The organism is Micromonospora sp. NPDC047074, assembly GCF_040643815.1.
Classification (GTDB): Bacteria; Actinomycetota; Actinomycetes; order Mycobacteriales; family Micromonosporaceae; genus Micromonospora.
Window position 1 is genome coordinate 17589 of sequence record NZ_JBEYVB010000009.1, and the last position, 25040, is coordinate 42628.

Genomic DNA, 25040 nt, shown 5'->3' on the forward strand with positions numbered 1-25040 from the left:
GTCACCTCCCGCCGGCCCCCACGGGGTCGTGCGGCTCGGCCATCGCGACGGCGATCTTGCGGGGGCCGGTGAACGGCTCCCGCCCGTGCGCCGCCGTCATGTTGTCCACCACCAGCACGTCGTCCTGCCGGTAGTCGAAACGGACGCTGGCCGCCCGGTACGCGGCCCGCAGGTGCTCCACGACGTCCACGGGGATCTCGCCGCCGTCGCCGTAGTAGGTGTTCGCCGGCAGCCCGTCGGTGCCGAACATGGCCAGCAGCCCCTCCTGGAGGTCCTCGGCGAGGGTGCTCACATGGAAGAACGTGGCGTGGTTGAACCAGCGCGGGGTGGTCGAGCCGGGCCGGTGGTGCACGGCGTCGCGCACCGCGCGGGTACGCAACCCGTCGGCCCCCCGCCACTCCAGCTCGATCCGGTTCGCCGTCGCGTACGCCTCGACCTCGGCACGGTCGTCGGTGCCGAACACGTGTTGCCACGGCGTGCCGAAGTCGGGGTGGAAGTTGCGGACCACCATCCAGCGGCGGCGGACGAACTCCTCGCGTACGGCGGGGTCGATCTCGGCGTACACCCGGCGGACGTCGGCGAGCGGGGTGGCGCCCTGCGTCTGCGGCGGGGTGATGCAGTAGAAGAACAGCGTCAGCGGCCAGCGGGCCTGGTACGAGTTCTCGTTGTGCAGGAAGATCTCCTCGTTCGGCGGGTAGTCGGTCGAGGTGTAGACCCGGCCGGCGATGGCGTGCCGGGGCGACGAGCGCTCGGTGTAGACCAGCGGCTCACCGGACAGCGCCCGCACCGCCCGGTCGAAGCCCTCGACGCCGCCCACGTCGAACCCACGGAACAGCAGCCCACCGTGCTCCACCAGGCTCGCCCGCAGTTCGGCGCGGCGGGCGGCGATCAGCTCGGTCAGCTCACGGCCGTCGCTCTCGACGACCACCGGCAGCGTGGCGATCCTGTCACTCATGCTCTCACTCCTGTCGTGGCTCCGTCGCGGGGCGGGCAGCCGCGAGGGCGGGGATGGCGGCCCGGACGGCAGTGGCGGCGTGCTTACGCGTGGTGGCGGCGCGCGCTCTCCTCGGCGAGGGCGGCGGCCAGGTCCGCCCGGATCGTGGCGAGCAGGTCGGGCAGCCGCTCGTTGAGGAAGAAGTGCCCGCCGTCGATCTCGTGCAGCGTGAAACCGGCGGCGGTGTGCTCCCGCCAGCCGTCGCTCTGCTCGCTGGTGACGCTGTGGTCGTCGCGCCCGTTGAACGCCACGATCGGCATCGGCAGCGGCTCGTCCGGAACGTAGCGGTAGCCGTCGACCCGGCCGAAGTCGGCGCGCAGCAGGGGCAGCAGCAGCTCGACCAGCTCGCGGTGCTCCAGCAGCCCGGCCGGCAGCCCGCCGCCCTCCTGGAGACGCCGCAGCAGCTGGTCGTCGTCCAGCCGGGACAGACCGTCGAAGTGGCTCTGCCCGGTCACGTGCGGGGCGCGGGCGCCGCCGACGTAGAGCCGCAGCGGCAGGGGCCGGCCGGCCCGGCGCAACTCGCGGACCACCTCGAAGCCGACCCGGCCGCCCATCGAGTGGCCGTAGATGGCGTACGGGCCGCGGATCCGCTCGTGGACGGCGTCCGCGACGTCGCCGACCTGGAACACCGGGTTCTCGCTGATCCGGTTCTCGCGGCCGGGCAGTTGCACCGGCAGCACCTCGACGTCCGGGCCGAGCTCGTCCTGCCAGCGTCGGAAGACGCTCGCACCGCCGCCGGCGTAGGGCAGACAGAACAGTTGGACCGGTGCCGGGTGCCAGCCGCCGGCGGAGAGAAACCAGGTCACCGCGCGCCTTTCGATTGGGGTCGTCCCGGCACCGCTGGCGCTGGAACGGTGGTTGGTCGGGCCGGTGCGCCGGGGCACGCCGTGGTGCGGCGTTCTCCGGTGCACGCGGGCCGGTCACGATCGGTCCGCTCGCGATGTTCCACGAGCGACCTCATGATCGGCCTATAGATGCACGATGGGACAGCATAGGCCTCGGGCACGCGTGGGGTGTGCGGCGGGAATCGACGTGGGGCGAGGCCTTCGCTGTCCTCAGCTGTCGTACGGCCGGGGGATCGGCTGGGTCATGCCGTCGAAGTCCCGGGGCAGCCGGGCGACCATCTCGCGGAACTCGTCGACGGTGACGGCCTCCCGGAGGGTCGCGAAGACCGCGCCGGTCCCCACCCGGGCACTGGCCTCGTCCACCCCGGCCCGCTCCCCCACCCGGCGCACGAAGTCCGCCGGGCCGGGAGCGCCCGGCGGGCCGTCGGCGGTGCCGGGCCCCGCGAGGTAGCCGTCCAGGTCGTCCGGGAGCCGGCCGGCCGGGTCGCCGGTCGCACCGCCGCTCATCCGTTCCACCATGGTCTGCAACACGGCGCGGGCGATCGTGGCGGCCTGCGCGGCGGGCAGTCCGGCGCGGCGGGAGACCGCGTCGACGAATAGGGGAAACCGCACGGCCGCCTCCTGTCGTCACCGGCCCCGCGCTTACCCGCGCCCGGCACCGGCAAACGGCCCCCGCCGTCCGACGGGTGACGCGGCGAGAGCCCGGGGCGGGGCGGGTTGCCGCGTGGTGGGCGCTGGTCGAGGATGTGCCGGGTGGATGCCTCTGCCGACCCGGTCCCCGACGGCCCGGCCGCGACGACACCGGCCGCGGTCGAGGTGCTGCTCCGCGATGTGGAACCGGGCGACCTCGACGTCTACCTGCGGCTGCGCTGCGATCCGGCCGTGATGGCCGAACTGGGCGGCCCGCAGCCGCGGGAGCGGGTACCCGCCCAGCTTCGGCGTGACCTGGAGACCGTCCGGGACGGTAGCGCCTGGATCAAAATGATCATCGCCGGCGACTCCGCGCGGGTGGCCGGGACGGTGACGTTGTACGCCCACGGAGGCAGCTCCGAGATCGGCTGGATGGTCCTGCCGGAGTTCCAGGGCAGGGGCCTGGCGGGCAGGGCCGTGCGTGCCGTGCTCGACCTGGCCCGGGCGGACGGGCGGTGGGGCGCGATCCACGCCTTCCCGGCCACCACGAACGCCGCGTCGAACGCCATCTGCCGATCGGGCGGCTTCACCTTCGTCGGCGTGGAGCAGACCGCCTTCGCCGGGCGCCTCTTCCGCACCAACCACTGGGTCGTCGACCCCTCGGCCCGGCCCGGCGGCTCGTCGGCACCCGACACCGTCGCGCCGGCCTGACCGGCCACGGCGTACCGCCTCTCGCCGCCCACCCCGGGCGCTCCCCGCCGCCGACCCGCCGCCGGGAGCCCGGCTACGGTGGCGGCATGGGAAACGCGACGCGATGGGAGACCGAGACCGGTCCGGAGCACTCGCAGTGGTACATCGACCGGTTCCGCCGGCTGGCCGCCGAGGGAGCCGACCTGGCCGGCGAGGCCCGGCTGCTGGACGCCCTGGTCCCGCCCGGGTCACGGATCCTCGACGCCGGCTGCGGCACCGGCCGGGTGGGTGCGGCACTGGCCGCCCGGGGGCACACGGTCGTCGGGGTGGACGCCGACCCGGCGTTGGTGGAGGCCGCCCGCGCCGACCACCCGGGCCCGCACTGGCTGGTCGCCGACCTGGCCGAACTGGACCTGGCGGCGGCCGGCGAGCCGGAGCCGTTCGACGCGGCGGTCGTCGCCGGCAACGTGCTGGCCTTCGTCGCCCCCGGCACCGAGCCGGAGGTGCTCCGCCGGATCGCCGCCCACCTGCGCCCCGACGGTGTGATGGCGGTCGGCTTCGGCACCGACCGGGGCTACCCGCTGACCGGGTTCGACGCCGACGCGGTCGCCGCCGGCCTGCGGCTGGAGCACCGCTTCGCCACCTGGGACCTGCGCCTGTGGCGTGACGACGCGGAGTTCGCGGTCACCGTGCTGCGCCGCCCCGCCGACTGATCACGGGTCGCCGGCCGCTCGCCGGGGCCTCGTCGTCGCCCGGCTCCCACCGCCGGACGGCGGCGTCGCGCACCGCGCGACGGGGACGGGGCCGCTCAGGCGGGGGTGGCGACGACCCGCGCGGCGGCCGGGTCGAGCGTGGTGCCGGCGGGCACCAGGGCGACCAGGCTGGCCGGCAGCCGCAGCGGTCGCACGTCGCGGTAGCCGAGCATGCCGAGCACCCCGCTGTCGGCGACGACGTACCGCCGGCCCAGGTCGGTGACCACGGAGACCGCGCCACCGGACGCCCCGGGCGCCGCGACCGCCTCGACCACCGCGCCCCGGCCCGGCTCCACCACGACGTGGTCGGCGCGCACGCCGCCCCCGGGCGCCGGGCCGGTACGCGGCGCGGCGGTCAGGTCGGGCAGCGGGACGCCGAGCCGGACCTCCGTGACGCCGCCGTCGTCGCCCACCCGGGCGCACAGCCCCGCGGCGTCCGGGGCGGCCAGTCGGGGCGGCACGGTCGGCGGGGCGGCCGGCCCGGTCGGGGCGAGGTCGGGCAGCTTGGGCAGCGCGGCGAACCGCCCGAGGGTGATCGGCTCCGGCTCGCCCTGGCCGGTGCGGGCGAGCAGCAGGCCGGCCTGCAACTCGGTGATGCCGGCCAGCCCGTCCCGCAGCGCGACCGCGTACTGCCGGCCACCACCGGAGTTGCGCACCAGGTAGACGTCGCCGACCCGGGCCCCGGAGACCCGCGTGGAGTGTTCTCCCTCGCCGGGCAGGGCGAGCGGGGCCAGGTCCGCACCGGCGGGCAGGCTGTTGAGCAGGGCCGGGGCCGCCGGCATCGCCCGGGCCCGGGTGGCCGCCAGGGCGGCCAGCACCCGGTTGGGGTCGCGCAGCGGGTAGCGCCGCTGGTGCCAGACCAGGTGCAGACCGCCGTCGGGGTGGCGCAGCAGCACCGCGTCGTCCCCCAGCGCCCGCCCCTCGCCGGGGGACACGCCGATCAGCAGCGCCGATCGGGGCGTCGACCGGTCGGCGGTGGCGGGTAGGGAGCAGACCGTCCACGGCGCGGTGGACAACCGGCCCTTGGCGGGCAGCGAGTCGGGCGCGTCGGCGAGGCCCAGCGGCAACCCGCGCGGCACCCCGTCGATGGCGCGGCGGGAGACGAGCACCGTCTTCGGCCGGTCGGCGCCGATGATCAGCAGTGCCGAGGCGTAGTTGAGCACGGGGTGCAGCTTCTGCTCCCGGTAGACGAACCGGGCGCCGGACTCCTTCTCCACGATCACCGCGCCCGGGTCGCGCCAACCGCTGCCGCCCCCGGCGAAGAGGCCGTAGAGCGCGAAGCCACCCAGGCCGATGGCCGCGACCAGCACGCTGGCCAGACCCGCGCCGGCCAGCCGCCGAAACGGCGACTGCGCCGGGTCGGTCTCCCGCATGACCAGGGCGGCGACCGCCCGCTGAACGGTGAACTGGTACGAGTGCAGCTGGTCCTGCCGCGACGGCATGGGGTCCCTTCCGGTGGGGCGGGTCGGGGCACAGGATAAGCGTTCCGTCGATCGGGCGAGGACCCTGCGTCGCGACAACCGCCGGCAGCGCCCAGAAATGTCCCGTCGTGACCGATCGACGAGGTACCCCCCCCGCAAGCCACGCCTCGCCCCCACCCTCGCCCCCACCCTCGCGATCTTGCACTTTCCGCCCGGGCAAAAGCCGCAAACGACGCGAATGCCGGGCCGAAAGTCCAACATCGCCGGAACGGTGCCGGCAAGGAAGCCGGACTTCCCGCGATCTTGCACTTCCTGCCCGGAGAAAGAGGGCATTCTTCGCGTACGCGGGGCACAAAGTGCAAGATCGCCGAACGGGCGGGGAGGCCACGGGGGCGAGGGGGCGGGGGCGAGGGGGCGGGGCGCGGGGGCGGGGCGCGGGGGCGGGTAGCATGGGCCCTGGTCAGGTACCCCCTAGGGTATGTAGACGCAACGACGAGGAGGCAAGCGGTGAAGCTTCGACCCGAGATGACCGGCGAGGCGCTGACCCGCCTGAAGCGGGCCCGGGGGCAACTCAACGCGGTCATCGAGATGATGGAGACCGGCCAGGACTGCCGCGAGGCGTTGACGCAGCTCGCCGCCGTGTCGAAGGCCATCGACCGGGCCGGTTTCAAGATCATCGCTTCCGGGATGCGGCACTGCAACGCCGCCCGCGAGCGCGGCGAGTCGCCGGAGATGACCGAGGAGGAGCTGGAGAAGCTCTTCCTCGCGCTGGCCTGACCACCACCCAGAGGAACGCACCGCCCACGTTGCGTGACAGCGACGTGGGCGGGTAGACAGTATGCACACGTCGACACCCCTGACGTGCGCCCACCGCATACCCCCCGGGGTATTTCCCACAAGGAGTACGGCAATGGCAGTTGAGGTGACCGTCATCGCGACGTCCTCGCTCGGCGACCGCAGCTATCTGGCCTCCGACGGCAGCGTGGGGATCGTGGTCGACCCCCAGCGGGACATCGACCGGATCCTGCACCTCGCGGGCCAGCAGGGCGTACGCGTCACGCACGTGGTGGAGACCCACATCCACAACGACTACGTCTCCGGCGGCCTCGAACTGGCCCGGCTGACCGGCGCCCGGTACCTGGTCAGCGCGGACGACGAGGTCGGGTTCGACCGGATGTCGGTCACCGACGGCGACACCGTGCCGGTCTCCGACTCGCTGCGGCTGCGGGTGGTGGCCACCCCCGGGCATACCTTCCACCACCTGTCGTACGTGCTCGACGAGGCCGGCGACGACGGCTGGCGGCCGGTCGGGGTCTTCACCGGCGGCTCGCTGCTCTTCGGCACCACCGGCCGCACCGACCTGCTCGGGGAGCAGCACGCCCACGAGCTCGCCCACCGCCAGCACGCGTCGGCGCAGCGACTGGCGGATCTGCTGCCCGACGGTGCCGAGGTCTGGCCCACCCACGGATTCGGCAGCTTCTGCTCAGCCGGCCAGTCCGACGCGCCGGAGTCGACCATCGGCCGGGAGAAGCGGGCCAACCCCGTGCTGCGGCTGGCCGCCGACGCGTTCGTCACCGAGACCCTGGCCGGGCTCGACGCCTACCCGGCGTACTACGCCCACATGGGCGTGGCGAACCTCGCCGGGCCGGCGCCGGTGGACCTCACCCCGGTCGCCCCGGCCGACGCCGCCGAGCTGCGGGAGCGGATCGCGGGCGGCCAGTGGGTCGTCGACCTGCGCCACCGCAAGGCGTACGCCACCTCGCACCTGGCCGGCACCGTCGCCCTCGGGCTCGACGGCCCGATGTCGACCTGGCTCGGCTGGCTCATCGACTGGGGCACGCCGATCACCCTGCTCGGCGAGACGGCGGAACAGGTCGCCGACGCCCAGCGCGAACTGGTCCGCATCGGCATCGACCGACCGGCCGGCCAGGCCACCGGGGAGCCCGCGCAGTGGGCCGCCGAGCCAGGACAGCTGCGACAGCTGCGACTGGCCGACTTCCCCGCGCTGGCCGCCGCCCGCGCGGGGAACACCCCGGCCGGGCTGCCCGCCCCGGACGTCGTGCTCGACGTCCGGATGACCAACGAGTGGACCGGCGGCCACGTCGACGGCGCGGTGCACATCCCCCTGCCCGACCTGCCCGGGCGTCTCGCCGACGTGCCGGCCGGCGTCGTCTGGGTGCACTGCGGCTCCGGCTACCGGGCCACCGCCGCCGCGTCGCTGCTGGCCAACGCGGGCCGCGAGGTCGTCGTGATCGACGACAGGTTCGGCCGGGCCGAGGCCGCCGGCGTGGCCATGAGCCCCGGCGACGCCTGACCGGCTCCGCGCCCACCGGACGCCACGACCCACACACCGGACCGACGCCGACCGGCGACGGTCCGGTCACACCCCGTGCCCTTTCGGGCAGTCCAACGAGAACGAGGAAGAGAATGAGCACCTCCGAAGCCGCCCGCCCCGCCGTCCTCGACGCCGCCGGCCTGCGTGAGCTGATCGACGCCGGCCGCGCCCCCCGCCTGCTGGACGTACGCACTCCCGCCGAGTTCGAGACCGCGCACATCCCCGGCGCCTACAACGTGCCGCTCGACCTGCTCCGGGAACACCGCGAGGAGTTGCGCCGCCACCTCGACGAGGACGTGGTGCTGATCTGTCGTTCCGGCGCCCGCGCCGCCCAGGCCGGGCAGGCCCTCGCCGGAGCCGGGCTGCCCAACCTCACGGTCCTCGACGGCGGCATGTCGGCGTGGCAGGCCGCCCACGCGCCGGTCAGGCAGGGCACCCCCCGCTGGGACCTGGAACGGCAGGTCCGCCTCGTCGCCGGCTCGATCGTCCTGGTCAGCGTCCTCGGTTCGGTGTTCGTGCCCGGTCTCAAGTGGGTCGCCGCCCTCATCGGCGCCGGCCTCACCTTCGCCGCCGTCACCAACACCTGCGCGATGGGCATGCTGCTCGGCAGGCTGCCCTACAACCGCGGCGCGAGCTGCGACCTGGACACCGTCCTCGGCCAGCTCGGGGACCATCCGACGACCCGGCCACGGTCGTGACCGGCGGCCTCGCGCTGACCCTCGGGCTGGCCGTCCTCATCGGGATCAGCCTCGGCCTGCTCGGCGGTGGCGGCTCCATCCTCGCCGTACCGCTGCTGGTCTACGTCGCCGACCTGCCGCCGCGGGAGGCGATCGCCACCTCGTTGCTGGTCGTCGGGGTGACCAGCGTCGTGGGCGCGCTACCGCACGCCCGCGCCGGCCGGATCCGGTGGCGCACCGGCCTGGTCTTCGGGGTCGCGGGCATGGCCGGCGCGTACGCCGGCGGCCGGCTGGCGGCCCACGTCCCGACGGCGGTCCTGCTCGGCGGCTTCGGCCTGATGATGCTCGCCACCGCGACCGCCATGATCCGCGGTCGGCGCGACGGCGCGGGCGGCCCGGCGCGGCGGGAGCTGCCGGTGCCGCGGGTGGTGCTCGACGGCGTCGTGGTCGGGCTGGTCACCGGCCTGGTCGGTGCCGGTGGCGGTTTCCTGGTGGTGCCCGCCCTCGCCCTGCTCGGCGGCCTGCCGATGCCGGTCGCGGTCGGCACCTCGCTCGTCGTGATCGCGATGAAGTCGTTCGCGGGGCTGGCCGGCTACCTGTCCACCGTCGGCGTCGACTGGGGCCTCGCCGCCGCCGTCACCGGCGCCGCCGTGCTCGGCGGCCTCGTCGGCGCCCGGCTCACCGGGCACGTCCCGGAGGCGGTGCTGCGCCGGACGTTCGGCTGGTTCGTGCTGGCCATGGGCGTCCTCGTCCTGGCCCAGCAGGTGCCCGAGCGGCTGTGGGGCGCCTCCGGGGTGTGTGCCGGCGCGGCGGCGGTGGCGGCGGCAGCGGTGCTGGTCGTCGCGGCACAGCGCCGCCGCCGGCCCCCCGGCCGGGCGGCGACCCGCCCGTAGGGCGCCGCTCAGGGGCGCAGGATCAGCCGGATCGGGTTGCCCTGCTTGGTGTGCACCCGCCGCACCGCCTCCTCCGCCTCGGCCAGCGGCAGCACGTCGCTGATCGACGCGCCCAGGTCGAGGCGTCGCTGCCGGGCCAGGGACACCAACTGCTCCACGTGCTCGGCCTCCGAGCCGTAGTGGCCGAGCACCGCCTGCTGGAGGTAGTTGAACGGGCTGTCCGACGCGATGGTGACCGGCTTGTTGGCGATGCCGGCGAGCACCAGCCGGCCCCGGCGGCCGAGGACGGTCAGCGCCTGCTCGCGGACGGCGGTCACCCCGGCGAAGTCGAACGCGACGTCCAGGCCCCGCCCGCCGGTCAGCTCCAGCACGGCGTCCCGGAACGCGGCGTCGCCCGGGTCGAGCACCGCGTCGGCCCCCAGGGCGGTTGCCCGGTCCCGCGCCGCCGCGAGCGGCTCCACGGCGATCACCGGGGCCGCGCCGACCAGACGCAGCAACTGCACGGCGTGCGCGCCCAGGCCACCCACGCCCCACACCCCGACCGCCTCGCCGGGCCGCGTCCGCGCGGTGTCCGTCACCGCCGCCCAGGGGGTGGAGACGGCGTCCGGGATGATGCAGGCCTGCTCGAAGGGCAGGTCGTCGGGGATCGGCACCACCGTGTCCTGGTTCGCGACCGCGTACTCGGCCCAGCCGCCGTCGTAGTCCACGCCCCGGGTCAGCACGGTGCCACGCCGGTCCCGCTCCCCCGCCTGGAGCAGCACCCGCTGGCCCGGCTGCCAGCCCTCGACGCCGTCGCCGACCGCGTCGACGGTCCCGGCGACCTCGTGCCCCAGCGTCACCACGTCGCCCGGCAGGTACAGCGGCGTCAGGGTGCCGTCGATCAGGTGCACGTCCGACAGGCAGACCCCGGCCGCCTCGACCCTGATCCGCACCTGCCCGCCCGCCGGCTCGGGCACCGGCACCGACTCCATCCGCAGCGCCCGGTCCGCCAGGTGCAGCCGTCCGGCCAGCATGTCCGCCACTGTGCGCCCTCCCTGTCCGGCCTCCGGTCGGGGCCTCGACGGGCACGCTTACCCGTCGGCGCGGCAGGAATGCGTGCCGACGGAGGGCTCCCGGGCCACCGGCGGGTAGCATCCGGGCCCGTGGGCGTGCGATTCGAGGAACTGGCCTGGCGGGAGACCCCCATCGGCCTCATCAGCCTGCGCCGGCGCCGCGACGCGTCGCTCGGCGTGCAGGTGTACGAGGTCAAGCTCGACGACGAGTACCTGATGTCCAGCCTCTTCCCCGTCGCGGAGATCGAGCTGGCCCGACTGGGGCTGGCCCCGCTGGCCGGGCAGGGGCTCGACGTGGTCGTCGGCGGCCTCGGCCTCGGCTACACCGCCCGCACCGCGCTGGAGGACGACCGGGTCGGCTCGCTGCTGGTGGTGGAGGCGATCGAGGACGTCATCGACTGGCACCGGCGGGAACTGCTGCCCTTCGCCGCCGGGCTGGCCGCCGATCCGCGTACCCGATTCGTGCGGGCCGACTTCTTCGCCGCCGTCGCCGACGGCACCGGCTTCGACCCGCAGGCGCCGGGGCGGCGGTTCCACGCCGTGCTGCTCGACGTGGACCACTCGCCGCGCAACGTGCTGCACCCCGGCCACGCCGCCTTCTACACCCCCGACGGGCTGCGCCGGCTCGCCGCCCACCTGCACCCGGACGGGGTGTTCGCCCTCTGGTCGGACGACCCGCCCGATCCCGACTTCGAGGCGGCCCTCACGGCGGTGTTCCGCACCGCCCGGGCCCACGTCGTCCCGTTCGCCAACCCGCTGACCGGCGGCGAGTCGGCCAACACCGTCTACGTCGCCCAGCTCTGACGAGCCGGTCCGGCGCCCGCACGCGCCGGCATCAAACCAAGATCTTGGACAGTTGTCGTTTCCCGAGGACGGTAACTGTCCAAGATCTATCCTGTCGGCCGCCCAGCCGGCGGACGTCCTGGGCGGTGGTGACCGACGAGCCGGGCAGCCGGTGGACCGTCGCGGCCTTCCAGGTTCACGCGGCGTACACCCGTACCGCCGGGTTCCGGGCTGCGTCGGAACGTACCGCCGGGTTCCGGGCGGCGCTGGACGCGGTGCTGGCCGACGCGGCGGCCCGGACCACGACGGTGAACTGCGGCGAAGGGTCCGGTGGCGCTGCTGCCGGCGTGACGCGCCAGGGACTTCGCCGGTCGTGGCGGCATGGCCGGGTGCGGGCCGGGAAGGCAGACGGGTGAGCCGCGCGTCGCGGCCGGAGTCACGGGAGGTCGACATGCGGGCCATGCTCTGTGTAGTCGCCGTCATCGCCGGCGCGCTCGTCCTGCTCGGGCTGCTCCTGGAGGCGGTCCGCTGGCTGGTGATCATCGGTGCGGTGGCGCTGGTCGTGGTCGTCGTCCTGGCCGTCGTCAAGGGGCGGCAGGCGATGCACCACTCCGCGCGGCACCGCTGACGTCGAACGCGGCGCCCAGTTCCTCGTCGTGGACGGCGAGCGGTCGCCCGTCGGCGGCGTAGGCGACCAGCCGGCCGTGGGTCATCGTCGCCGACCGGAACGAGAACGTCCGCGGCCCCGGGTGGGGCGCCCGCAGCGGGATGACCCGGGGCGCGCACCGGGGGCGGAGTGGTATTCCAGCCGGGCGACGGCGGGCGACACCACTCCGTTGACCCGGACCTTGGTCTTCTCCCTGCGGGTGCCGAAGGTGACCGGCGCGTCCGTGCCGTAGGCGGCGCACTCCACGGGGCCCCGGCAGACGAAGAAGTAGCGCGGGTCGGCCACGTCGAGGAACTGCACCCCGGGGGCGGTCGAGATCGGCCGGAGCGTCACCCCCAGCGAGACGACCATGGTCACCAGCAGGGCGGCGCCGGCCACCCGCCGGGCGACACCGTCGGCCCCGATCAGCAGCATCGCCGCCAGCACCGGCCAGATCTGCCTGTCCGGGCGGAGTGTGACGAGCGCCGACGAGCCGGCGGCGAGCAGGACGAACACGGACCAGAGCACCACCACACGTCGATCCCGCACGGCCGCAGTCCACGACCGGGGCAGGTGTCAGGAAGGGCACCTTCCCCACCCCTCAGAACCAGTCGTCGCGCATCTCCAGTGTGGTCCGGTCGAGGCTGTCCAGCAGGTCGAACTGCGGACCGGTGCGGGGCAGCTCGTGGCGGAAGAAGTAGCGGGCGGCCTGCCGCTTGCCGGCGTGCAGGTCGGCGTCCGGGCCGTCGCCGGCAGCGCCGACCGCCTCGACCGTGAGCAGTTGCTCCAGCCACATCCAGGCGATCACCACGTGGCCGACCGCCTCCAGGTAGACGCTCGCGTTGGCCAGCGCCGTCTCCGGGTCGCCGGTGCTCCACAGCCGCCGGGTGACCAGGGCGACCCGGTCCAGGGCGGCACCGAGCGAGGCGGCCAGTTCGGCGCACTCGCCCCCCGCCCGCCACGCGCGGTCGACCGTGGCCCGGACCGTCTCGACCAGCAGCGACAGCCCGGCCCCGCCGCGCATGGTCACCTTGCGACCCAGCAGGTCCAGCGCCTGGATGCCGTGGGTGCCCTCGTGGATCGGGTTGAGCCGGTTGTCCCGCCAGTGCTGCTCGACGTCGTAGTCGCGGGTGTAGCCGTAGCCGCCGTGCACCTGGATGGCCAGGTCGTTGGCGACCAGGCACCACTGCGACGGCCAGCTCTTCGCGATCGGCGTCAGCACGTCCAGCAGCAGCCGGGCCCGCTCCCGGTCCGCCGCCTCGGGTGCGGTCCGCTCCTCGTCGAGCAGCCGCCCGCAGTAGAGGATCAGCGCCAGGGCGCCCTCCACGTAGCTCTTCTGTGCCAGCAGCATGCGCCGGACGTCGGGGTGGGCGACGATCGGCACCTGCGGCGCGGACGGGTCCTTGTCCGCGAGCGGGCGGCCCTGCGGGCGCTGGCGGGCGTACGCGAGGGACTTGAGGTAGCCGGTGTAGCCGAGGGCGGTGGCGCCGGCGCCCACCCCGATCCGCGCCTCGTTCATCATGTGGAACATCTGCGCCAGGCCCTGGTGCGGCTCGCCGACCAGGTAGCCGACCGCGCCGGGGCGCCCACCCGGCCGGTGCACGCCCTCGCCGAAGTTGAGCAGGGTGTTGGTGGTGCCCCGGTAGCCCATCTTGTGGTTGAGGCCGACCAGGACGACGTCGTTGCGGGCGCCGAGCGCGCCGTCGGCGTCGAGGAGCACCTTGGGGACGATGAACAGCGAGATCCCCTTCACCCCCGGTGGGCCGCCGGGGATCCGGGCGAGCACCAGGTGGACGATGTTCTCGGACAGCTCGTGGTCGCCGCCGGAAATCCACATCTTGGTGCCGTGCAGCCGGTACGTCCCGTCGTCCTGCGGCTCGGCGCGGGTGGTGATGTCGGCCAGCGAACTGCCGGCCTGCGGCTCGGACAGGCACATGGTGCCGAAGAAGCGCCCCTGCACCATCGGCCGGACCCAGGTGTCGATCTGCTCGGCGCTGCCGTGCGCCAGCAGCAGGTTGGCGTTGCCGAGGGTCAGGAACGGATACGCGGCGGTGCCGACGTTGGCGGCCTGGAACCAGGCGGAGCAGGCGGTCTGCACGACGCGCGGCAGCTGCATCCCGCCGACCGACGCGTCCATGGCGGCGCCCAGCAGACCGGTCTCGGCGAAGACGTCGAGGGCCTGCCTGACCTGCGGGATGGTGTGCACCCGGCGGCCGTCGAAGGTGGGCTCGGCCAGGTCGGCGGCCCGGTTGTGCGGGGCGAACCGCTCGGTGGCCACCCGCTCGGCGAGGTCCAGCACCGCGTCGAAGGTCTCCCGGGAGTGCTCGGCGTAGCGGGGCCGCCCGGTCAGCCGGGTCACCTCCAGCCAGTCGTACAGCAGGAAGCTCAGGTCGCGACGGGAGAGCAGGGTGGACGGCACGGGTCTCCTTCCGGCGGCGGGCGCCCCCGGCCGTGCCCCGGCACGGCGACGCCCTCGCCCAGGTCATCCTGACTGATCGGGTCGGCCCCGCACCACCCGCCATGCGTAGCGGGTCGTGGGGGCGGCTCAGGCCGCGTCGGCGAGCAGGCCGTCGACGAGGTCGCGCGGCAGCCCGTGGGTCTCGTGCAGGTCCCGGTAGTCCTCGTCGGTCAGCGGCCCGCGCGACCGGCGCCGGGAGACCACCGGCCGGCCGCGCCGCAGCAACTCACGGAAGCGTCGCTCCTCGCCGCAGAACACGTCGCGCACCTGCTCGACGGTGACGGTCTGCCGGAACGCGTCGAGCGCGTGCCCCACCGGCCCGGTGGGCAGTTCGGTGAGGGTCCGGGACGGGTCGTCGCGCCACAGGGTGGTGAGCGCGCGGCGCAGCAGCCGGCGCAGCACGTAGCCGCGGCCGGTGTTCGAGGGGCGTACGCCGTCGCCGACCACCACCACGCCCGACCGCAGGTGGTCCGCCACCACGCGCAGCGGCTCGTCGCCCAGGCCCCACGTGTCCCCGACGGTGCGCGTCCACGGCAGGAGATCCTCGCCCTCGAAGACCGAGCGCTGCCCGCGCAGCACCATCTCCAGCCGTTCGAGGCCCATCCCGGTGTCCACGTTGGGCTGCCGCAGCGGCGACAGCCGGCCGTCGGGATGCCGGTGGTAGCGCATCTGCACGTGGTTCCAGACCTCCATCCACTCCTCGTCGGTGCCGGGGGTGCCCCGGGGCGGGCCGTCACCGGTCCAGACGAAGATCTCCGTGTCGGGTCCGCACGGCCCGGTCGGGCCGTTGGACCACCAGTTCTCCTTTCCGGTCAGTTCCACCGGCAGGCCCAGCTCGTTCCAGGTGCGCCGGGAGGGCTCGTCCGGGCCGACCCGGTCGTCGCCGCCGAAGACCGTCACGTGCAGCCGGTCGTGGTCGATGCCGAAGCCGTCGCGCAGCAGCTCGTAGCCCCAGCGCAGGCTGCGCGGCAGGTCGTAGTCGCCGAGCGACCAGGAGCCCAGCATCCGGAACAGGGTCAGGTGGGTGCAGTCACCGACCTCGTCCAGGTCGGTGGTGCGCAGGCAGCGCTGCACGTTCACCAGCCGGCGGCCGAGCGGATGCGGCCGGCCCTCCAGGTAGGGGGTCAGCGGGTGCATGCCGGAGGTGGTGAACAGCACCGGGTCGCCCGGTGGCGGGATCAGCGAGCCGTCGGGCACGAGTTCGTGGCCGCGCTCGCGGAAGAAGTCGAGGAAGGTGCGGCTGATCGGGTCGTACGTCATGGCGGTGGCCTTTCCGGGTGGGGCGACCGGAAGGGTCCGCCACCGGGGACCGGTGGGCTGACGCGACGAAGAAGCCGGCGGACCGTTTCCGGTCGCCGGCGGGGAGGTGGTGGGTCAGGCGGCGGCGACCGACGAGCGCGAAGCTCGCGCGGCCGCGGCGGCGGGGAACTGCCTGATCTCCATGCCCCGACTGTACGCGGACGCCGGCGACGCCGCCCAGCGCGTTTCCGCACCGGTCGGCGCCGCCGGACGGGATCAGACGCCCGACGTGGCGAGGGCCGGGGCGGGCCGGTCGTCGACCCGCTGGGGCGTCTTGCGGTTCGGCAGCGACAGCCGGAAGACCTTGCGCCAGGCGGAGAGGACCTGCCGGGGCAGCGAGCCGGTCGTGTAGCGCAGCCCGTAGCGGTCGAACAGGGCCCGCACCTCGGGGGCGATCTCCTGGTAGCGGTTGCTGGGCAGGTCCGGGAAGAGGTGGTGCTCGATCTGGTACGACAGGTTGCCGGTCATGATGTGCATCAGCCGGCTGCCGCTGATGTTGGCCGAGCCGAGCATCTGCCGCACGTACCACTCGCCGCGCGTCTCGCCCTGGATCGAGCGCCGGGAGAAGGTCTCCACGCCCTCCGGGAAGTGCCCGCACATGATCACCGAGTGGCTCCACAGGTTGCGCAGGAGGTTGGCGGTGAACGTGGCGGCCAGCGTGTGCAGGAACGAGGGCCCGGACAGCAGCGGGTGCAGCACGTAGTCCTTGAGGACCTGGCGGCGGATCTTGCGGCCCACCGCGCGGGCCCGGGCCCGGAACTCCGGGTTGCGGTGCCGGCCCTTGCGCAGGTTGCGCCCCAGCTCCAGGTCGTACGCGGCGATGCCGTACTCGAAGAAGCAGGCGTTGATGAAGTTCCACAGCGGCTGGCCCAGGTGGAACGGGTGCCACCGCTGGTCCTCGTCGACCCGCATGATGCCGTAGCCGAGGTCGTTGTCCTTGCCGACGACGTTCGTGTACGTGTGGTGCAGCTCGTTGTGCGAGTGCTTCCACTGGTCGGCAGGCGAGACGTGGTCCCACTCCCAGGTGGTGGAGTGGATCTTCGGGTCGCGCATCCAGTCCCACTGGCCGTGCAGGACGTTGTGGCCGACCTCCATGTTCTCCAGGATCTTGGCCACGGTCAGGCCGGCGGTGCCCACGATCCAGGCGGGCGGGAAGAGGGAGAACAGCAGCACCACGCGGCTGCCCAGTTCCAGCTTGCGCTGCGTCGAGATGACCCGGCGGATGTACGCGGCGTCCCGCTCGCCCCGGTCGGCGATCACCCGTTCGCGGATCGCGTCGAGTTCCCTGCCGATGGCCTCGATGTCCTCGGCGCTCAGGTGGGCGATCGGGTTGACGGGCTTGTTCTGGATCACGGTCACGTCAGGTACTCCGGTCAGTGGTCGATGTCGCAGGCGCCGGCCGCCGCCGACACGCAGGTCTGGATGAGGACGCCGTCGCCGGGCACCGCCGTGGTCAGGTCCCCGTTGCGCAGGTCCCGCACCGCGCCCTGGCGCAGCGGCAGGACGCAGCCGAAGCAGATGCCCATCCGGCAGCCCGAGGGCATCAGCACCCCGGCGTTCTCACCCGCGTCGAGCAGCGGGGTGGCGCCGTCGGCGTCGACGGTGACGCCCGATCGGGCGAAGGTGACGGCACCGCCCGCACCGGGCGAGATGACCGTCGGCCGGAACCGCTCGGTGTGCAGCCGGTCGCCGTGCCCCTGGGCCGACCAGTGCTCGGTCAGGGCGTCGAGCAGCCCGGCCGGGCCGCAGGCCCAGGTCTCCCGGTCGAGGTGGTCGGGCACGAGCCGGGCGAGGTCGTCCACGGTGAGCAGCCCGTCGGCGTCGGTGTGCCGCTCCACCAGCCGGATCGCGCCGCGCGCGGCGAGGTCCCGCAGTTCGGCGCCGAAGATCACGTCGGCCGGGGTGGGGGCCGAGTGCACCACGACGACGTCGGCGCCGCCCAGGGCACCGGCGCGCAGCATCCCCATCACGGGGGTGACGCCGCTGCCGGCGGTCACGAAGAGCACCCGGGCCGGCGGGCGCCCCGGCAGCACGAAGTCGCCCTGGGCCTGGTCGAGCTGGACCAGCGTCCCGGGCCGCGCCCGGCGGACCAGGTGGTTGCTGACCACCCCGTCGGGAATCGCCTTCACGGTGACCGAGATCGGCCCGCCCCGCCGGGCCGGGGCCGAGGTGACCGAGTAGGCCCGCCACTGCCGTACGCCGTCGACGTCGACACCGAGGCGGACGTACTGCCCGGGGGTGTGCCCGCGCCAGTCGCGGCCGGGCCGGATCACCAGTGTCGCCGCGTCGGCTGTCTCGGGGCGGACGGCGACGATCCGGCCGCGCAGGTCGGCGCCGGAACGCAGCGGGGCGACCAGGTCGAGGTAGTCGTCGGGCAGCAGCGGGGTGGTGACCGACGCGGCCAGCCGAAGGATCCGGCCCCGCAGGGCCGCCTTCCCGGAGGGGTTCGGGACGGTGGTGGTCATGATTCGATGGTCGCGGCAGAATGGCATAAAATCTTGACCTGCGAAGGTGAACCGATCAGGTCTTTTTGTGCGGAGGAAACAACGTGTCGGAACGCTCGGCGGCCACCCGGCGGGCGGCCCGCCTCGAGCTGGACGCCGAGGTGGCGGGGGCGCTGCGGGAACGGCTACCCCTGCTCGCCGAGCGCACGGTGACCGCGATCACCGCCGAGGTGCCGAGCTACTCCGGCACGCTCACCGGCCAGATGCGCGAGAAGATCGAGACGGCGGTGCAGATCGCGCTCGGCACGTTCCTCCAGCTCATCGGGCGTTCCGAGGCCGCCGATCCGAGCACCCCGCTCGTCGGTGCCCTGGAGGCCGCGTACGCCCTGGGCAGCGGCGAGGCGCGCTCCGGCCGGAGCATGGACGCGCTGCTCGCCGCGTACCGGGTCGGCGCCCGGGTCTCCTGGCGGGAGATGTCCACCACGACCGTGCAGGGCGGGCTCTCCGCCGCCACCGTCGCCGAGTTCGCCGAGCTGATGTTCGCGTACATCGACGAGCTCTCGGCCGCCAGCGTGGCCGGCCACGCCGACGAGCTGGCCAGCGCCGGCCGGGCCCGGCGGCGCAACCTGGAGCGGCTCACCCAGCGGCTGCTCGCCGGGGAGCCCGAGGAGGCGCTGCTGCGCAGCGCCGAGCGGGCCGACTGGCCGCCCCCGCAGACCCTCACCGTCGTCCTGCTGCCCCGGGCCAACCTCCGGGCGGCGCTCGCGCGGCTGCACCCGCACACCCTGGAGAGCGGCGACGACCCGCCGGCGGCCGGCACGGGCGAGGACCTCGCGGTGCTGCTGGTGCCCGACACGCACGGCGACCGGCGGCGGCAGCTCGCCCGGGTGCTGCACAGCCGCCGCGCGGTCCTGGGCCCGGCCCGGCCGTGGACCGAGGTCGCCTCCTCCTACCAGCGCGCGGTCCGGGCCCTGTCGCTCGGCCTCCGGCCGGCCGACGACGGACCGGCCCTGGACACCGAGGAGCACCTCGCCGCGCTGGTGCTCAGCACCGACCCGGAGGGCCTCGCCGACCTGCGCGCCCGGGTCCTGGCGCCGCTGGCGCCGCTGCCGCCCGGAACCGCCGACCGCCTCGCCGAGACGCTGCGCTCCTGGCTGCTGCACCAGGGCCGGCGCGACGACGTCGCCGCCGACCTCTTCGTGCACCCGCAGACGGTCCGCTACCGGATGGGCAAGCTCCGCGAGCTGTACGGCGAGCGCCTGACCGATCCCGCGACCGTCCTCGACCTCACCCTGGCCCTCGCCTTCCCACCCCGAGCCGGGGGCGGCGAGCCGCCGACCTGACCGGACGCTTCGGCCATCCGTGACGGTGGGTCAAATACCGGACATTGGCATACCGCCGGTCGATGGGGCATGCCACCCTGGTGCCTCCCCGGCCAGCGATCACCACCCGCGACCGGCCCTGTCGGAGCGGGTGGCGGACGTACGGCGGGGGCGGGCGGGGTCGCCTCCGATGCCGCGACGCCTTCCGCCAGAGGGCCGCCGGACGGGCCCGGGGCGAGGGAGAGGACGCGGATGTCGTCGCAGACGGGGGACGAGCCAGGGGCCGACCGGACGCCCCCGGTCTCCGGGCCGGTGCGCCCGGCCGGCACGGGCCGGCTCCGCGCCGCGCTCCGGACCACCCCGGCGCTGATCGTGCTCTCCGGTGCCGTGCTGCTCGCCGCGTTGGCCGTCACCGGCGCCGTCGCCGCGCAGTCCCGCGCGTCGGCCACCACGCTCGGCCAGCGCTCCGCGGCCGTCGCCGTGGGCACCAGCACCACCGCCCGGGAGATCTACCAGGGCCTGGCGGACGCCGACGTCGCCGCCAGCGCCGTCTTCCTGCTGCCGCCCACCGAGAGCCGGCGCACCTCGTTGGTGGCCGCCTACGACGCGTCCGTCCACGCGGTGGAACGCACGCTCACCGACTCGATGGGCAACGCCGTCGACGACCCTGACCGCCTCACCCGGCTGGCGACGATCGCCGCCCGGCTGAAGGTCTACCGCGACGTGGTGTGCGCCGCCCTGCGGGTGGCCGACCCGCAGGGCGGAACCGCCGGAAACCGGCAGCCCTGCCCACCCGCGACGGCCACGGCCGAGGTCGGGGCCGACAATCCGGCGGGCCGCGCGGTGCTCGCCTCGGCCTACGCGCGCGAGGCGTCGCACTACATGGCCACCGAGTTGCTCACCGCCGCGCAGGGCCTGTGGAACTACGACACGAGCCTCCTGCTCGACGCCCGCGCCGACGCCCGAGGGTGGCTGGCCGCGTCGGTCCTGACGCCGCTGGCCACCCTCGCCGCCCTGGTGGTGACGCAGGTGTGGCTGCGCCGCCGGACCCGACGCCGGTTGAACGCCGGCCTGCTGCTCGCCTCCGGGGGCACGGCCGCCGTGCTGGTCATGCTGGTCTCGTCGTGGTGGCACTGGCCGGCCGCCGACCGTGGCTTCCCGGAGCTGGAACGCGCGATCCACGCACAGAGCAGCACCCAGCAGCGGCTCGGCACCCTGCTGGCCGGCCGCGCCGACGTCTACCTGGGACTCGGCGCGAGCGTCGACCCGGCCGGGCACAAGGAGGACTTCGACCGCCGGGACCTCTGCCTCGGCCCGGGCCGGGGCGAGGCGGCGCCGAAGGACCGGATCGACTGCACCGCCCTGGAGGAGAAGGTATGGCCCGCCCGGCAGAGCAAGGCCCCGAACGCCTTCCGTGGGGCGGTCGAGACCGTGCTCAGCGAGGGTTCGGCGGGCCGGGCGTTCGACACCGCGGAAAACCACCTCCTCGCCGAGCTGACCGCACGCAACGAGGAGGTCTCCCGGATGGTGACCGACCTGCCCGAGGTGCGGCGCCATCTCGGCGGCGCGGCCGCCTGGGTCACGCTGCTCGCCGCCGCCGGGGTGGTCGCCGGGCTGCGCCAGCGCTACCTGGAGTACCAGTGAACGCGCCCCGGAGCGGGCCGGCGCGGGCCTGGCGGCGCGGCCCCGCGGCGGTGCTCGTGACGCTCCTGGCCGGGCTGGCCGGGTGCACCGCGCCACCGGCGTCGGCCCCCGCGCCCGCGGCACGGCCACCGGGGACGGCCACGGTCGCGACGACCGACGGCACGGGCACCATCTGCCCGGTGCGGCGCAGCCTCCCGGCCAGCCCGACAGCTCCGCGCCGGATCGTCGAGAAGGGCGAACTGGTCGCGGGCGTCGACCCCTCCGACGCCACGATGAGCCACTGGGACGCCCGCACCCAGCGGTTCGAGGGCTTCAACATCGAGCTGATGCTGGCGGTGGCCCGGGCCATCTGGCCGGCCGAGGACCCGCGCGCGAAGCTCACCTTCAAGGCGGTGCCGCCCGGGCAGGGCGCCTTCACCATGCTGGAGAACGGCGACATCGACGTCGTCGCCACCTCCCTCACGGCCACCTGCGAGCGCGCCCGGCAGGTCGTCTTCTCCAACGACTACCTCGACTCCGGCCAGACGGTGCTGGTCCGCGAACGCGCCAGGGGGGTGCCGGAGTTCGCCGGCATGGAGCAGCTCGGCGGCAGGCGGGTCTGCGCCGCCGCGAACACGACCTCGCTGGCGGCCCTCGCCAGCTACCGCACGCTGGCCGGGGAACGCCTCGTGCCGGTGCGGGCCGTCCACCCGATCGACTGCCTCGTCATGCTGCGCCAGGGCCAGGTCGCGGGGGTCAGCACCGACGAGAACATCCTGCTGGGCTTCGCCCAGATGGCCCCGGGCACCACCCTGGTGACCGACCCGCCGCGCGGCGACCGGCAGTTCTGCACCTACCACCGGGACGCGAACTGCACCTGGTTCACCGACGAGCCGCACGCGTTCGCGTTCCACCTCGACCACGGCAGGGAGCTGGCCGCGTACGTCAACCACGTCATGGCGTCGCCGGCCACCCGGGACGTGTGGCGGCAGGCCCACGACCGGTGGCTGCCCGGCCACCCGGACCGGGGCATGCCGTCGCCCGAGCCGGCGACCACGGTGTGGCCACCCCCCGACCCCACGCCGGCCGCACCACGGCCGACCGACTGATGGGCGGTGGGTGATGTCCGTACGGGAGCGCCTCGACGCCGCCCTCGCGGCGCACACCTGGGTGTGCGAGCAACTGCTGGACACGCAGCAACTGGTCACCGACGCGTTCCGGCAGCCGGACGACCGGCCCGCGGCACCCGCACAGGAGGCCCGGGACCTGCTGCACCGGCTCGGCTGCCTGTCGCTGGCCCTCGACCGGCTGGTGGACGACCTCGACGGGGTACGACGGTCGCCGGGCGCGGGCGAGCAGGCGCTGGCCCGGCTGCTGGCCGACCCGTGCCAGGTCCGGTTCACCGCGGCCACCGGGGAGCCGGTGCGGGTGGAACTGCTGACCGTCCCGCAGATCCTGGTGGCGGCCCGCGAGCACGTGGCCCGGATCCGCCGGATCGTCGAGGCGTACGGCCGGGACCGGCTGGCGGTCCGGGCCCGGCGGCTGCGTTCCTCGGTGGACCGGCTCCGGCGGCTCGCGGCGGAGGCCACCGCCGAAGGGCTGGGCGACGGGACCGACCCCGTGGCGGCGCTCGCGGTCGACGGGGTGCTGGACCGGCTCACCGCCGCCGAGGCGGCGGGCCACGGCCAGTGGTGGCGGGGGGACGCCCCGGCGCACCGGGACGACGGGGCGCTGGAGGCCGCCGTCGACCGGGCGGTGGAGCGGACCGACACGGCGCGGCGGCGGTTGCGCCGCGACTGTCACGTGGAGCTGACCGGGCGGCTGGAGGCGTACCGGCAGAAGGCCGCCGACGAGGGCCGGGCCGAGCAGCCCGAGGTGGAGCGAACCTACCGGGAGGCACTGGCCGCGTTGCGCCCCGGCGCCTTCACGGTGGTGGACGCGAGCCGGGCGGTACGGGCCTACCAACAGGCCGTGAACGGGGGTACGCGATGACGGTGCGCCGAGGCTGCGCGGAGCGCAACTGCCCCGGCCAGGTCGACCCGGACGGGTTCTGCCGGCTGTGGGGGCACGAGTGCACCGGGGCCGACACGGGCGGCGGCCCCGACGCCGACGCCGGGCCGGTCGGCGAGCCCGGCCCCGACCCGCGACCGCTGCGGACGGCCTCCCGGCCCTGGGAACGGCCGGCCGTACTGCCGACCGCGCGACCGCACGACCCGCTGACGGCGGTGGTGTCGCAGCCCGTGGTGCCCGAACACTCCCGGTACTGCGCCAGGACGACCTGCCGGCGCCGGCTGCCCCGGGTCGCCGGGTTCTGCCCCGACTGCGGCACCCGGTACTCCTTCACCCCGCCCCTGGCCGACGGCGACCTGCGCGCCGGGCGCTACCGGATCGAGGGCTGCCTGGGCAACGGCGGTGTCGGCTGGGTGTTCCTCGCCCGCGACGAGGACATGGACGGCGCCTGGCGGGTACTGAAGGGGCAACGCAACCCGGAGGACCGGGAGGCGATCGCCGCGTTCGTCGCCGAACGGCAGGCGCTGATCGCGCTGAACCACCCGGGCATCGTCACCATCACCCACGCGCTGCGGCCGGAGTCCGACCGGGACGCCGGCTACCTGGTCATGGAGTACGTCAACGGCGGCACGCTGGAGGAGGCGCGCAGTACGGCCGGCCCGGGCGGCGGGTCGACCGCCGTGGACGTGGCGCAGGCGCTGGGGTACGCCGTGCAGATCCTCGACGCCTTCGAGTACCTGCACGACCAGGGCTGGTTGTACTGCGACCTGAAGCCCGAGAACGTGATGCGGGTCGGCGGGCAGGGCACCAACGACCCGATCAAGCTGGTCGACTTCGGGGCCGCCCGCCGGATCGACAACACGGTCAGCCCGGCCTGGGGCACCGCCGGGTTCACGGCCCCCGAGGTGGAACGGCTCGGCCCGGCGGGCCCGAGCGTGCGGTCGGATCTCTACACCGTCGGCCGTACCCTGGCCGCGCTGACCCTCGTGCCCCGGTCCGTCGACGTCACCCGGATCCCGCCGGGGCAGGAGTTGCTGCGGCTGCCCGTGCCGGCGCGGCTCGACCCGTTCCTGCGGCTGGTGGCCCGCGCCACCGCCGCCGGACCGGACGACCGGTTCGCCTCCGCGGCCGAGATGCGCGAACAGGTCCGGGGCGCGCGACGCCAGGTCGCCGCCGCGGCCGACGGCGTGCCACGGCCCACCCGGTCGACCCTGTTCAGCCCGTCCGTGTGCGCGTTCGCCCTGCACACCGACCGTGCCGCCCTCGACGTCGTGGAGATCATGCTCGGCCTGCCCGTACCTTTGGTCGACGGTGCCGACCCGGCCGCCGGGTTCCTCGCCTCGCTCGGCCCCGCCGACCCGGCCGAGCTCATCGAGCTGCTGAAGACCGCGCCGGAGCGGACCGCGCAGGTCACCTACCGTGCCGTCCGGGCCCACCTCGCCGACGGGCGGGTCGCCGAGGCGGCGCCGTTGCTCGCCGACTTCCCCGAGGAACTGCGGGACTGGTCGCTGTGGTGGCACCGCGGCCTGGTGGCCCTGGTGGGGCGGGACACCGCCACCGCGCGGCACCGCTTCGGGCAGGTCTACGGCTGGCTGCCCGGCGAGGTCTCCACCCGGCTGGCGTACGCCGTGGCCTGCGAACTCGACGGTGACCCGCGCACGGCCGCCGACCACTACCGGGGGGTGTGGGCCGCCGACCCGGGCGTGGTGGCGGCGGCCTTCGGGCTGGCCCGCTGCCTGCTGGAGACGGCCGACCCGCGCGGCGCCGCCGACGCCCTGTTGAAGGTGCCGGATTCCTCCCGCGCCTCCACGGTGGCGGTGACCTGCGCCGTGCGGATCCTGCTCGACGCCCCGGACGACGGGCACCGGCTCGACACCGCGCTCGACGCCGCCGCGATCGTCGACAAGCTGCCCCCGTTCGGCGAACGCGAGGAGGTGGAGGCGCACATCCTGCGGATCGCGCTGGACTGCGACCTCGCCGAGGGGCGCCGTCGCGGCCGGCGGCTGTTCGGTCATCCGCTCGACGACGACGCCCTGCGCCGCGCGTTCGAGCACCGGTGCCGGTCACGCGCCCGACGCACCGCCGACCGCCGCGAGCGGACCGTGCTCGTCGACCTGGCCAACGCGTACCGGCCGGTGACGTGGTGGTGATCCCGGCCCCCGGCCC

The 25040-nt window shown here is 74.8% G+C and carries 24 protein-coding genes; 14 read left to right on the top strand and 10 right to left on the bottom strand.

Annotated elements, in window-relative coordinates; genetic code table 11:
• Position 1: 1 nt before the first annotated feature.
• The 3 genes from ABZ809_RS15085 to ABZ809_RS15095 form a co-directional block, all read right to left on the bottom strand.
• A complete protein-coding gene (locus tag ABZ809_RS15085) occupies positions 2 to 955 on the bottom strand; it encodes a TauD/TfdA family dioxygenase (RefSeq protein WP_357563074.1) in 954 nt (317 codons plus the stop codon).
• Between the two features lie 83 nt (positions 956 to 1038).
• On the bottom strand, positions 1039 to 1800 hold the full coding sequence (locus ABZ809_RS15090; protein ID WP_357563075.1) for an alpha/beta fold hydrolase: 762 nt from the start codon (positions 1798 to 1800) through the stop codon (positions 1039 to 1041).
• Positions 1801 to 2049: 249 nt separating this feature from the next.
• Positions 2050 to 2451, bottom strand: coding sequence for a DUF2267 domain-containing protein (locus ABZ809_RS15095; RefSeq protein ID WP_357563076.1), 402 nt, complete (start codon positions 2449 to 2451; stop codon positions 2050 to 2052).
• Between the two features lie 141 nt (positions 2452 to 2592).
• Between ABZ809_RS15095 and ABZ809_RS15100 the strand changes: the two genes are divergently transcribed.
• Positions 2593 to 3180: a GNAT family N-acetyltransferase gene (locus ABZ809_RS15100; RefSeq protein WP_357563077.1), complete on the top strand. Its 588-nt coding sequence runs from the start codon at positions 2593 to 2595 to the stop codon at positions 3178 to 3180.
• Between the two features lie 86 nt (positions 3181 to 3266).
• Positions 3267 to 3872: a class I SAM-dependent methyltransferase gene (locus ABZ809_RS15105; protein WP_357563078.1), complete on the top strand. Its 606-nt coding sequence runs from the start codon at positions 3267 to 3269 to the stop codon at positions 3870 to 3872.
• Positions 3873 to 3967: 95 nt separating this feature from the next.
• Here the strand turns inward: ABZ809_RS15105 and eccB are convergent, their stop codons facing one another.
• On the bottom strand, positions 3968 to 5353 hold the full coding sequence (gene eccB, locus ABZ809_RS15110) for a type VII secretion protein EccB (RefSeq protein ID WP_357563079.1): 1386 nt from the start codon (positions 5351 to 5353) through the stop codon (positions 3968 to 3970).
• 486 nt (positions 5354 to 5839) lie between these two features.
• Here eccB and ABZ809_RS15115 point away from each other — a divergent pair, with 486 nt between their 5' ends.
• The 4 genes from ABZ809_RS15115 to ABZ809_RS15130 all read left to right on the top strand — a co-directional run bounded on the left by ABZ809_RS15115 (position 5840) and on the right by ABZ809_RS15130 (position 9237).
• Positions 5840 to 6109 carry a metal-sensitive transcriptional regulator gene (locus tag ABZ809_RS15115; protein WP_357563081.1) on the top strand — a complete coding sequence of 90 codons (270 nt, stop codon included), beginning with the start codon at positions 5840 to 5842 and terminating at the stop codon, positions 6107 to 6109.
• Positions 6110 to 6242: 133 nt separating this feature from the next.
• The gene (locus ABZ809_RS15120; RefSeq protein WP_357563082.1) at positions 6243 to 7646 is read left to right on the top strand and encodes an MBL fold metallo-hydrolase; all 1404 of its coding nucleotides are present in this window, start codon (positions 6243 to 6245) and stop codon (positions 7644 to 7646) included.
• Positions 7647 to 7759: 113 nt separating this feature from the next.
• Positions 7760 to 8365 (top strand): rhodanese-like domain-containing protein, encoded by a 606-nt coding sequence (locus ABZ809_RS15125; RefSeq protein WP_357563083.1) that lies wholly within the window; start codon positions 7760 to 7762, stop codon positions 8363 to 8365.
• Positions 8362 to 9237: a sulfite exporter TauE/SafE family protein gene (locus ABZ809_RS15130; RefSeq protein ID WP_357563084.1), complete on the top strand. Its 876-nt coding sequence runs from the start codon at positions 8362 to 8364 to the stop codon at positions 9235 to 9237. Before ABZ809_RS15125 ends, ABZ809_RS15130 begins: the two co-directional genes overlap by 4 nt.
• 8 nt (positions 9238 to 9245) lie before the next feature.
• Here the strand turns inward: ABZ809_RS15130 and ABZ809_RS15135 are convergent, their stop codons facing one another.
• On the bottom strand, positions 9246 to 10250 hold the full coding sequence (locus tag ABZ809_RS15135; RefSeq protein WP_357563086.1) for a zinc-binding dehydrogenase: 1005 nt from the start codon (positions 10248 to 10250) through the stop codon (positions 9246 to 9248).
• A gap of 129 nt (positions 10251 to 10379) precedes the next feature.
• Between ABZ809_RS15135 and ABZ809_RS15140 the strand changes: the two genes are divergently transcribed.
• From ABZ809_RS15140 to ABZ809_RS15150, 3 genes are all read left to right on the top strand, one after another.
• On the top strand, positions 10380 to 11093 hold the full coding sequence (locus ABZ809_RS15140) for a spermidine synthase (protein ID WP_357563087.1): 714 nt from the start codon (positions 10380 to 10382) through the stop codon (positions 11091 to 11093).
• A 128-nt stretch (positions 11094 to 11221) separates the two neighbouring features.
• Positions 11222 to 11488, top strand: coding sequence for a hypothetical protein (locus tag ABZ809_RS15145; protein WP_357563088.1), 267 nt, complete (start codon positions 11222 to 11224; stop codon positions 11486 to 11488).
• A gap of 44 nt (positions 11489 to 11532) precedes the next feature.
• Complete coding sequence (locus ABZ809_RS15150; protein ID WP_357563135.1) at positions 11533 to 11700, top strand: hypothetical protein; 168 nt, start codon at positions 11533 to 11535, stop codon at positions 11698 to 11700.
• An 81-nt stretch (positions 11701 to 11781) separates the two neighbouring features.
• On the opposite strand, the gene ABZ809_RS15155 is transcribed toward ABZ809_RS15150, so the two are convergent.
• The 5 genes from ABZ809_RS15155 to ABZ809_RS15175 form a co-directional block, all read right to left on the bottom strand.
• Positions 11782 to 12267, bottom strand: coding sequence for a hypothetical protein (locus ABZ809_RS15155; protein WP_357563089.1), 486 nt, complete (start codon positions 12265 to 12267; stop codon positions 11782 to 11784).
• Positions 12268 to 12319: 52 nt separating this feature from the next.
• Positions 12320 to 14137, bottom strand: coding sequence for an acyl-CoA dehydrogenase (locus ABZ809_RS15160; protein ID WP_357563090.1), 1818 nt, complete (start codon positions 14135 to 14137; stop codon positions 12320 to 12322).
• 126 nt (positions 14138 to 14263) lie between these two features.
• Positions 14264 to 15436: an alanine--tRNA ligase-related protein gene (locus tag ABZ809_RS15165; RefSeq protein ID WP_357563092.1), complete on the bottom strand. Its 1173-nt coding sequence runs from the start codon at positions 15434 to 15436 to the stop codon at positions 14264 to 14266.
• A 255-nt stretch (positions 15437 to 15691) separates the two neighbouring features.
• Positions 15692 to 16834 (bottom strand): acyl-CoA desaturase, encoded by a 1143-nt coding sequence (locus ABZ809_RS15170; protein ID WP_357563093.1) that lies wholly within the window; start codon positions 16832 to 16834, stop codon positions 15692 to 15694.
• Between the two features lie 14 nt (positions 16835 to 16848).
• Entirely contained in the window at positions 16849 to 17940 is a 1092-nt protein-coding gene (locus tag ABZ809_RS15175) for a ferredoxin reductase (protein WP_357563095.1), read from the bottom strand.
• Positions 17941 to 18023: 83 nt separating this feature from the next.
• Here ABZ809_RS15175 and ABZ809_RS15180 point away from each other — a divergent pair, with 83 nt between their 5' ends.
• The 5 genes from ABZ809_RS15180 to ABZ809_RS15200 all read left to right on the top strand — a co-directional run bounded on the left by ABZ809_RS15180 (position 18024) and on the right by ABZ809_RS15200 (position 25024).
• Entirely contained in the window at positions 18024 to 19262 is a 1239-nt protein-coding gene (locus tag ABZ809_RS15180) for a helix-turn-helix domain-containing protein (RefSeq protein ID WP_357563096.1), read from the top strand.
• A 231-nt stretch (positions 19263 to 19493) separates the two neighbouring features.
• Entirely contained in the window at positions 19494 to 20885 is a 1392-nt protein-coding gene (locus tag ABZ809_RS15185; protein ID WP_357563097.1) for a hypothetical protein, read from the top strand.
• Complete coding sequence (locus ABZ809_RS15190; RefSeq protein WP_357563099.1) at positions 20882 to 21973, top strand: transporter substrate-binding domain-containing protein; 1092 nt, start codon at positions 20882 to 20884, stop codon at positions 21971 to 21973. The genes ABZ809_RS15185 and ABZ809_RS15190 overlap by 4 nt, the downstream gene beginning before the upstream one ends.
• Positions 21974 to 21986: 13 nt before the next feature.
• Positions 21987 to 22856, top strand: a complete 870-nt coding sequence (locus ABZ809_RS15195) for a hypothetical protein (protein WP_357563100.1) — start codon at positions 21987 to 21989, stop codon at positions 22854 to 22856.
• Positions 22853 to 25024, top strand: a complete 2172-nt coding sequence (locus ABZ809_RS15200; protein WP_357563101.1) for a tetratricopeptide repeat protein — start codon at positions 22853 to 22855, stop codon at positions 25022 to 25024. Before ABZ809_RS15195 ends, ABZ809_RS15200 begins: the two co-directional genes overlap by 4 nt.
• Positions 25025 to 25040 lie beyond the last annotated feature (16 nt).

Bases quoted from the DNA above. Each gene is read 5' to 3' on its own strand.
- ABZ809_RS15105 (WP_357563078.1), top strand. From the start codon at position 3,267: ATGGGAAACGCGACGCGATGGGAGACCGAGACCGGTCCGGAGCACTCG.
- ABZ809_RS15195 (WP_357563100.1), top strand. From the start codon at position 21,987: ATGTCCGTACGGGAGCGCCTCGACGCCGCCCTCGCGGCGCACACCTGG.
- ABZ809_RS15085 (WP_357563074.1), bottom strand. From the start codon at position 955: ATGAGTGACAGGATCGCCACGCTGCCGGTGGTCGTCGAGAGCGACGGC.
- eccB (WP_357563079.1), bottom strand. From the start codon at position 5,353: ATGCCGTCGCGGCAGGACCAGCTGCACTCGTACCAGTTCACCGTTCAG.
- ABZ809_RS15185 (WP_357563097.1), top strand. From the start codon at position 19,494: ATGTCGTCGCAGACGGGGGACGAGCCAGGGGCCGACCGGACGCCCCCG.
- ABZ809_RS15150 (WP_357563135.1), top strand. From the start codon at position 11,533: ATGCTCTGTGTAGTCGCCGTCATCGCCGGCGCGCTCGTCCTGCTCGGG.
- ABZ809_RS15165 (WP_357563092.1), bottom strand. From the start codon at position 15,436: ATGACGTACGACCCGATCAGCCGCACCTTCCTCGACTTCTTCCGCGAG.
- ABZ809_RS15200 (WP_357563101.1), top strand. From the start codon at position 22,853: ATGACGGTGCGCCGAGGCTGCGCGGAGCGCAACTGCCCCGGCCAGGTC.
- ABZ809_RS15135 (WP_357563086.1), bottom strand. From the start codon at position 10,250: ATGCTGGCCGGACGGCTGCACCTGGCGGACCGGGCGCTGCGGATGGAG.
- ABZ809_RS15175 (WP_357563095.1), bottom strand. From the start codon at position 17,940: ATGACCACCACCGTCCCGAACCCCTCCGGGAAGGCGGCCCTGCGGGGC.
- ABZ809_RS15120 (WP_357563082.1), top strand. From the start codon at position 6,243: ATGGCAGTTGAGGTGACCGTCATCGCGACGTCCTCGCTCGGCGACCGC.
- ABZ809_RS15125 (WP_357563083.1), top strand. From the start codon at position 7,760: ATGAGCACCTCCGAAGCCGCCCGCCCCGCCGTCCTCGACGCCGCCGGC.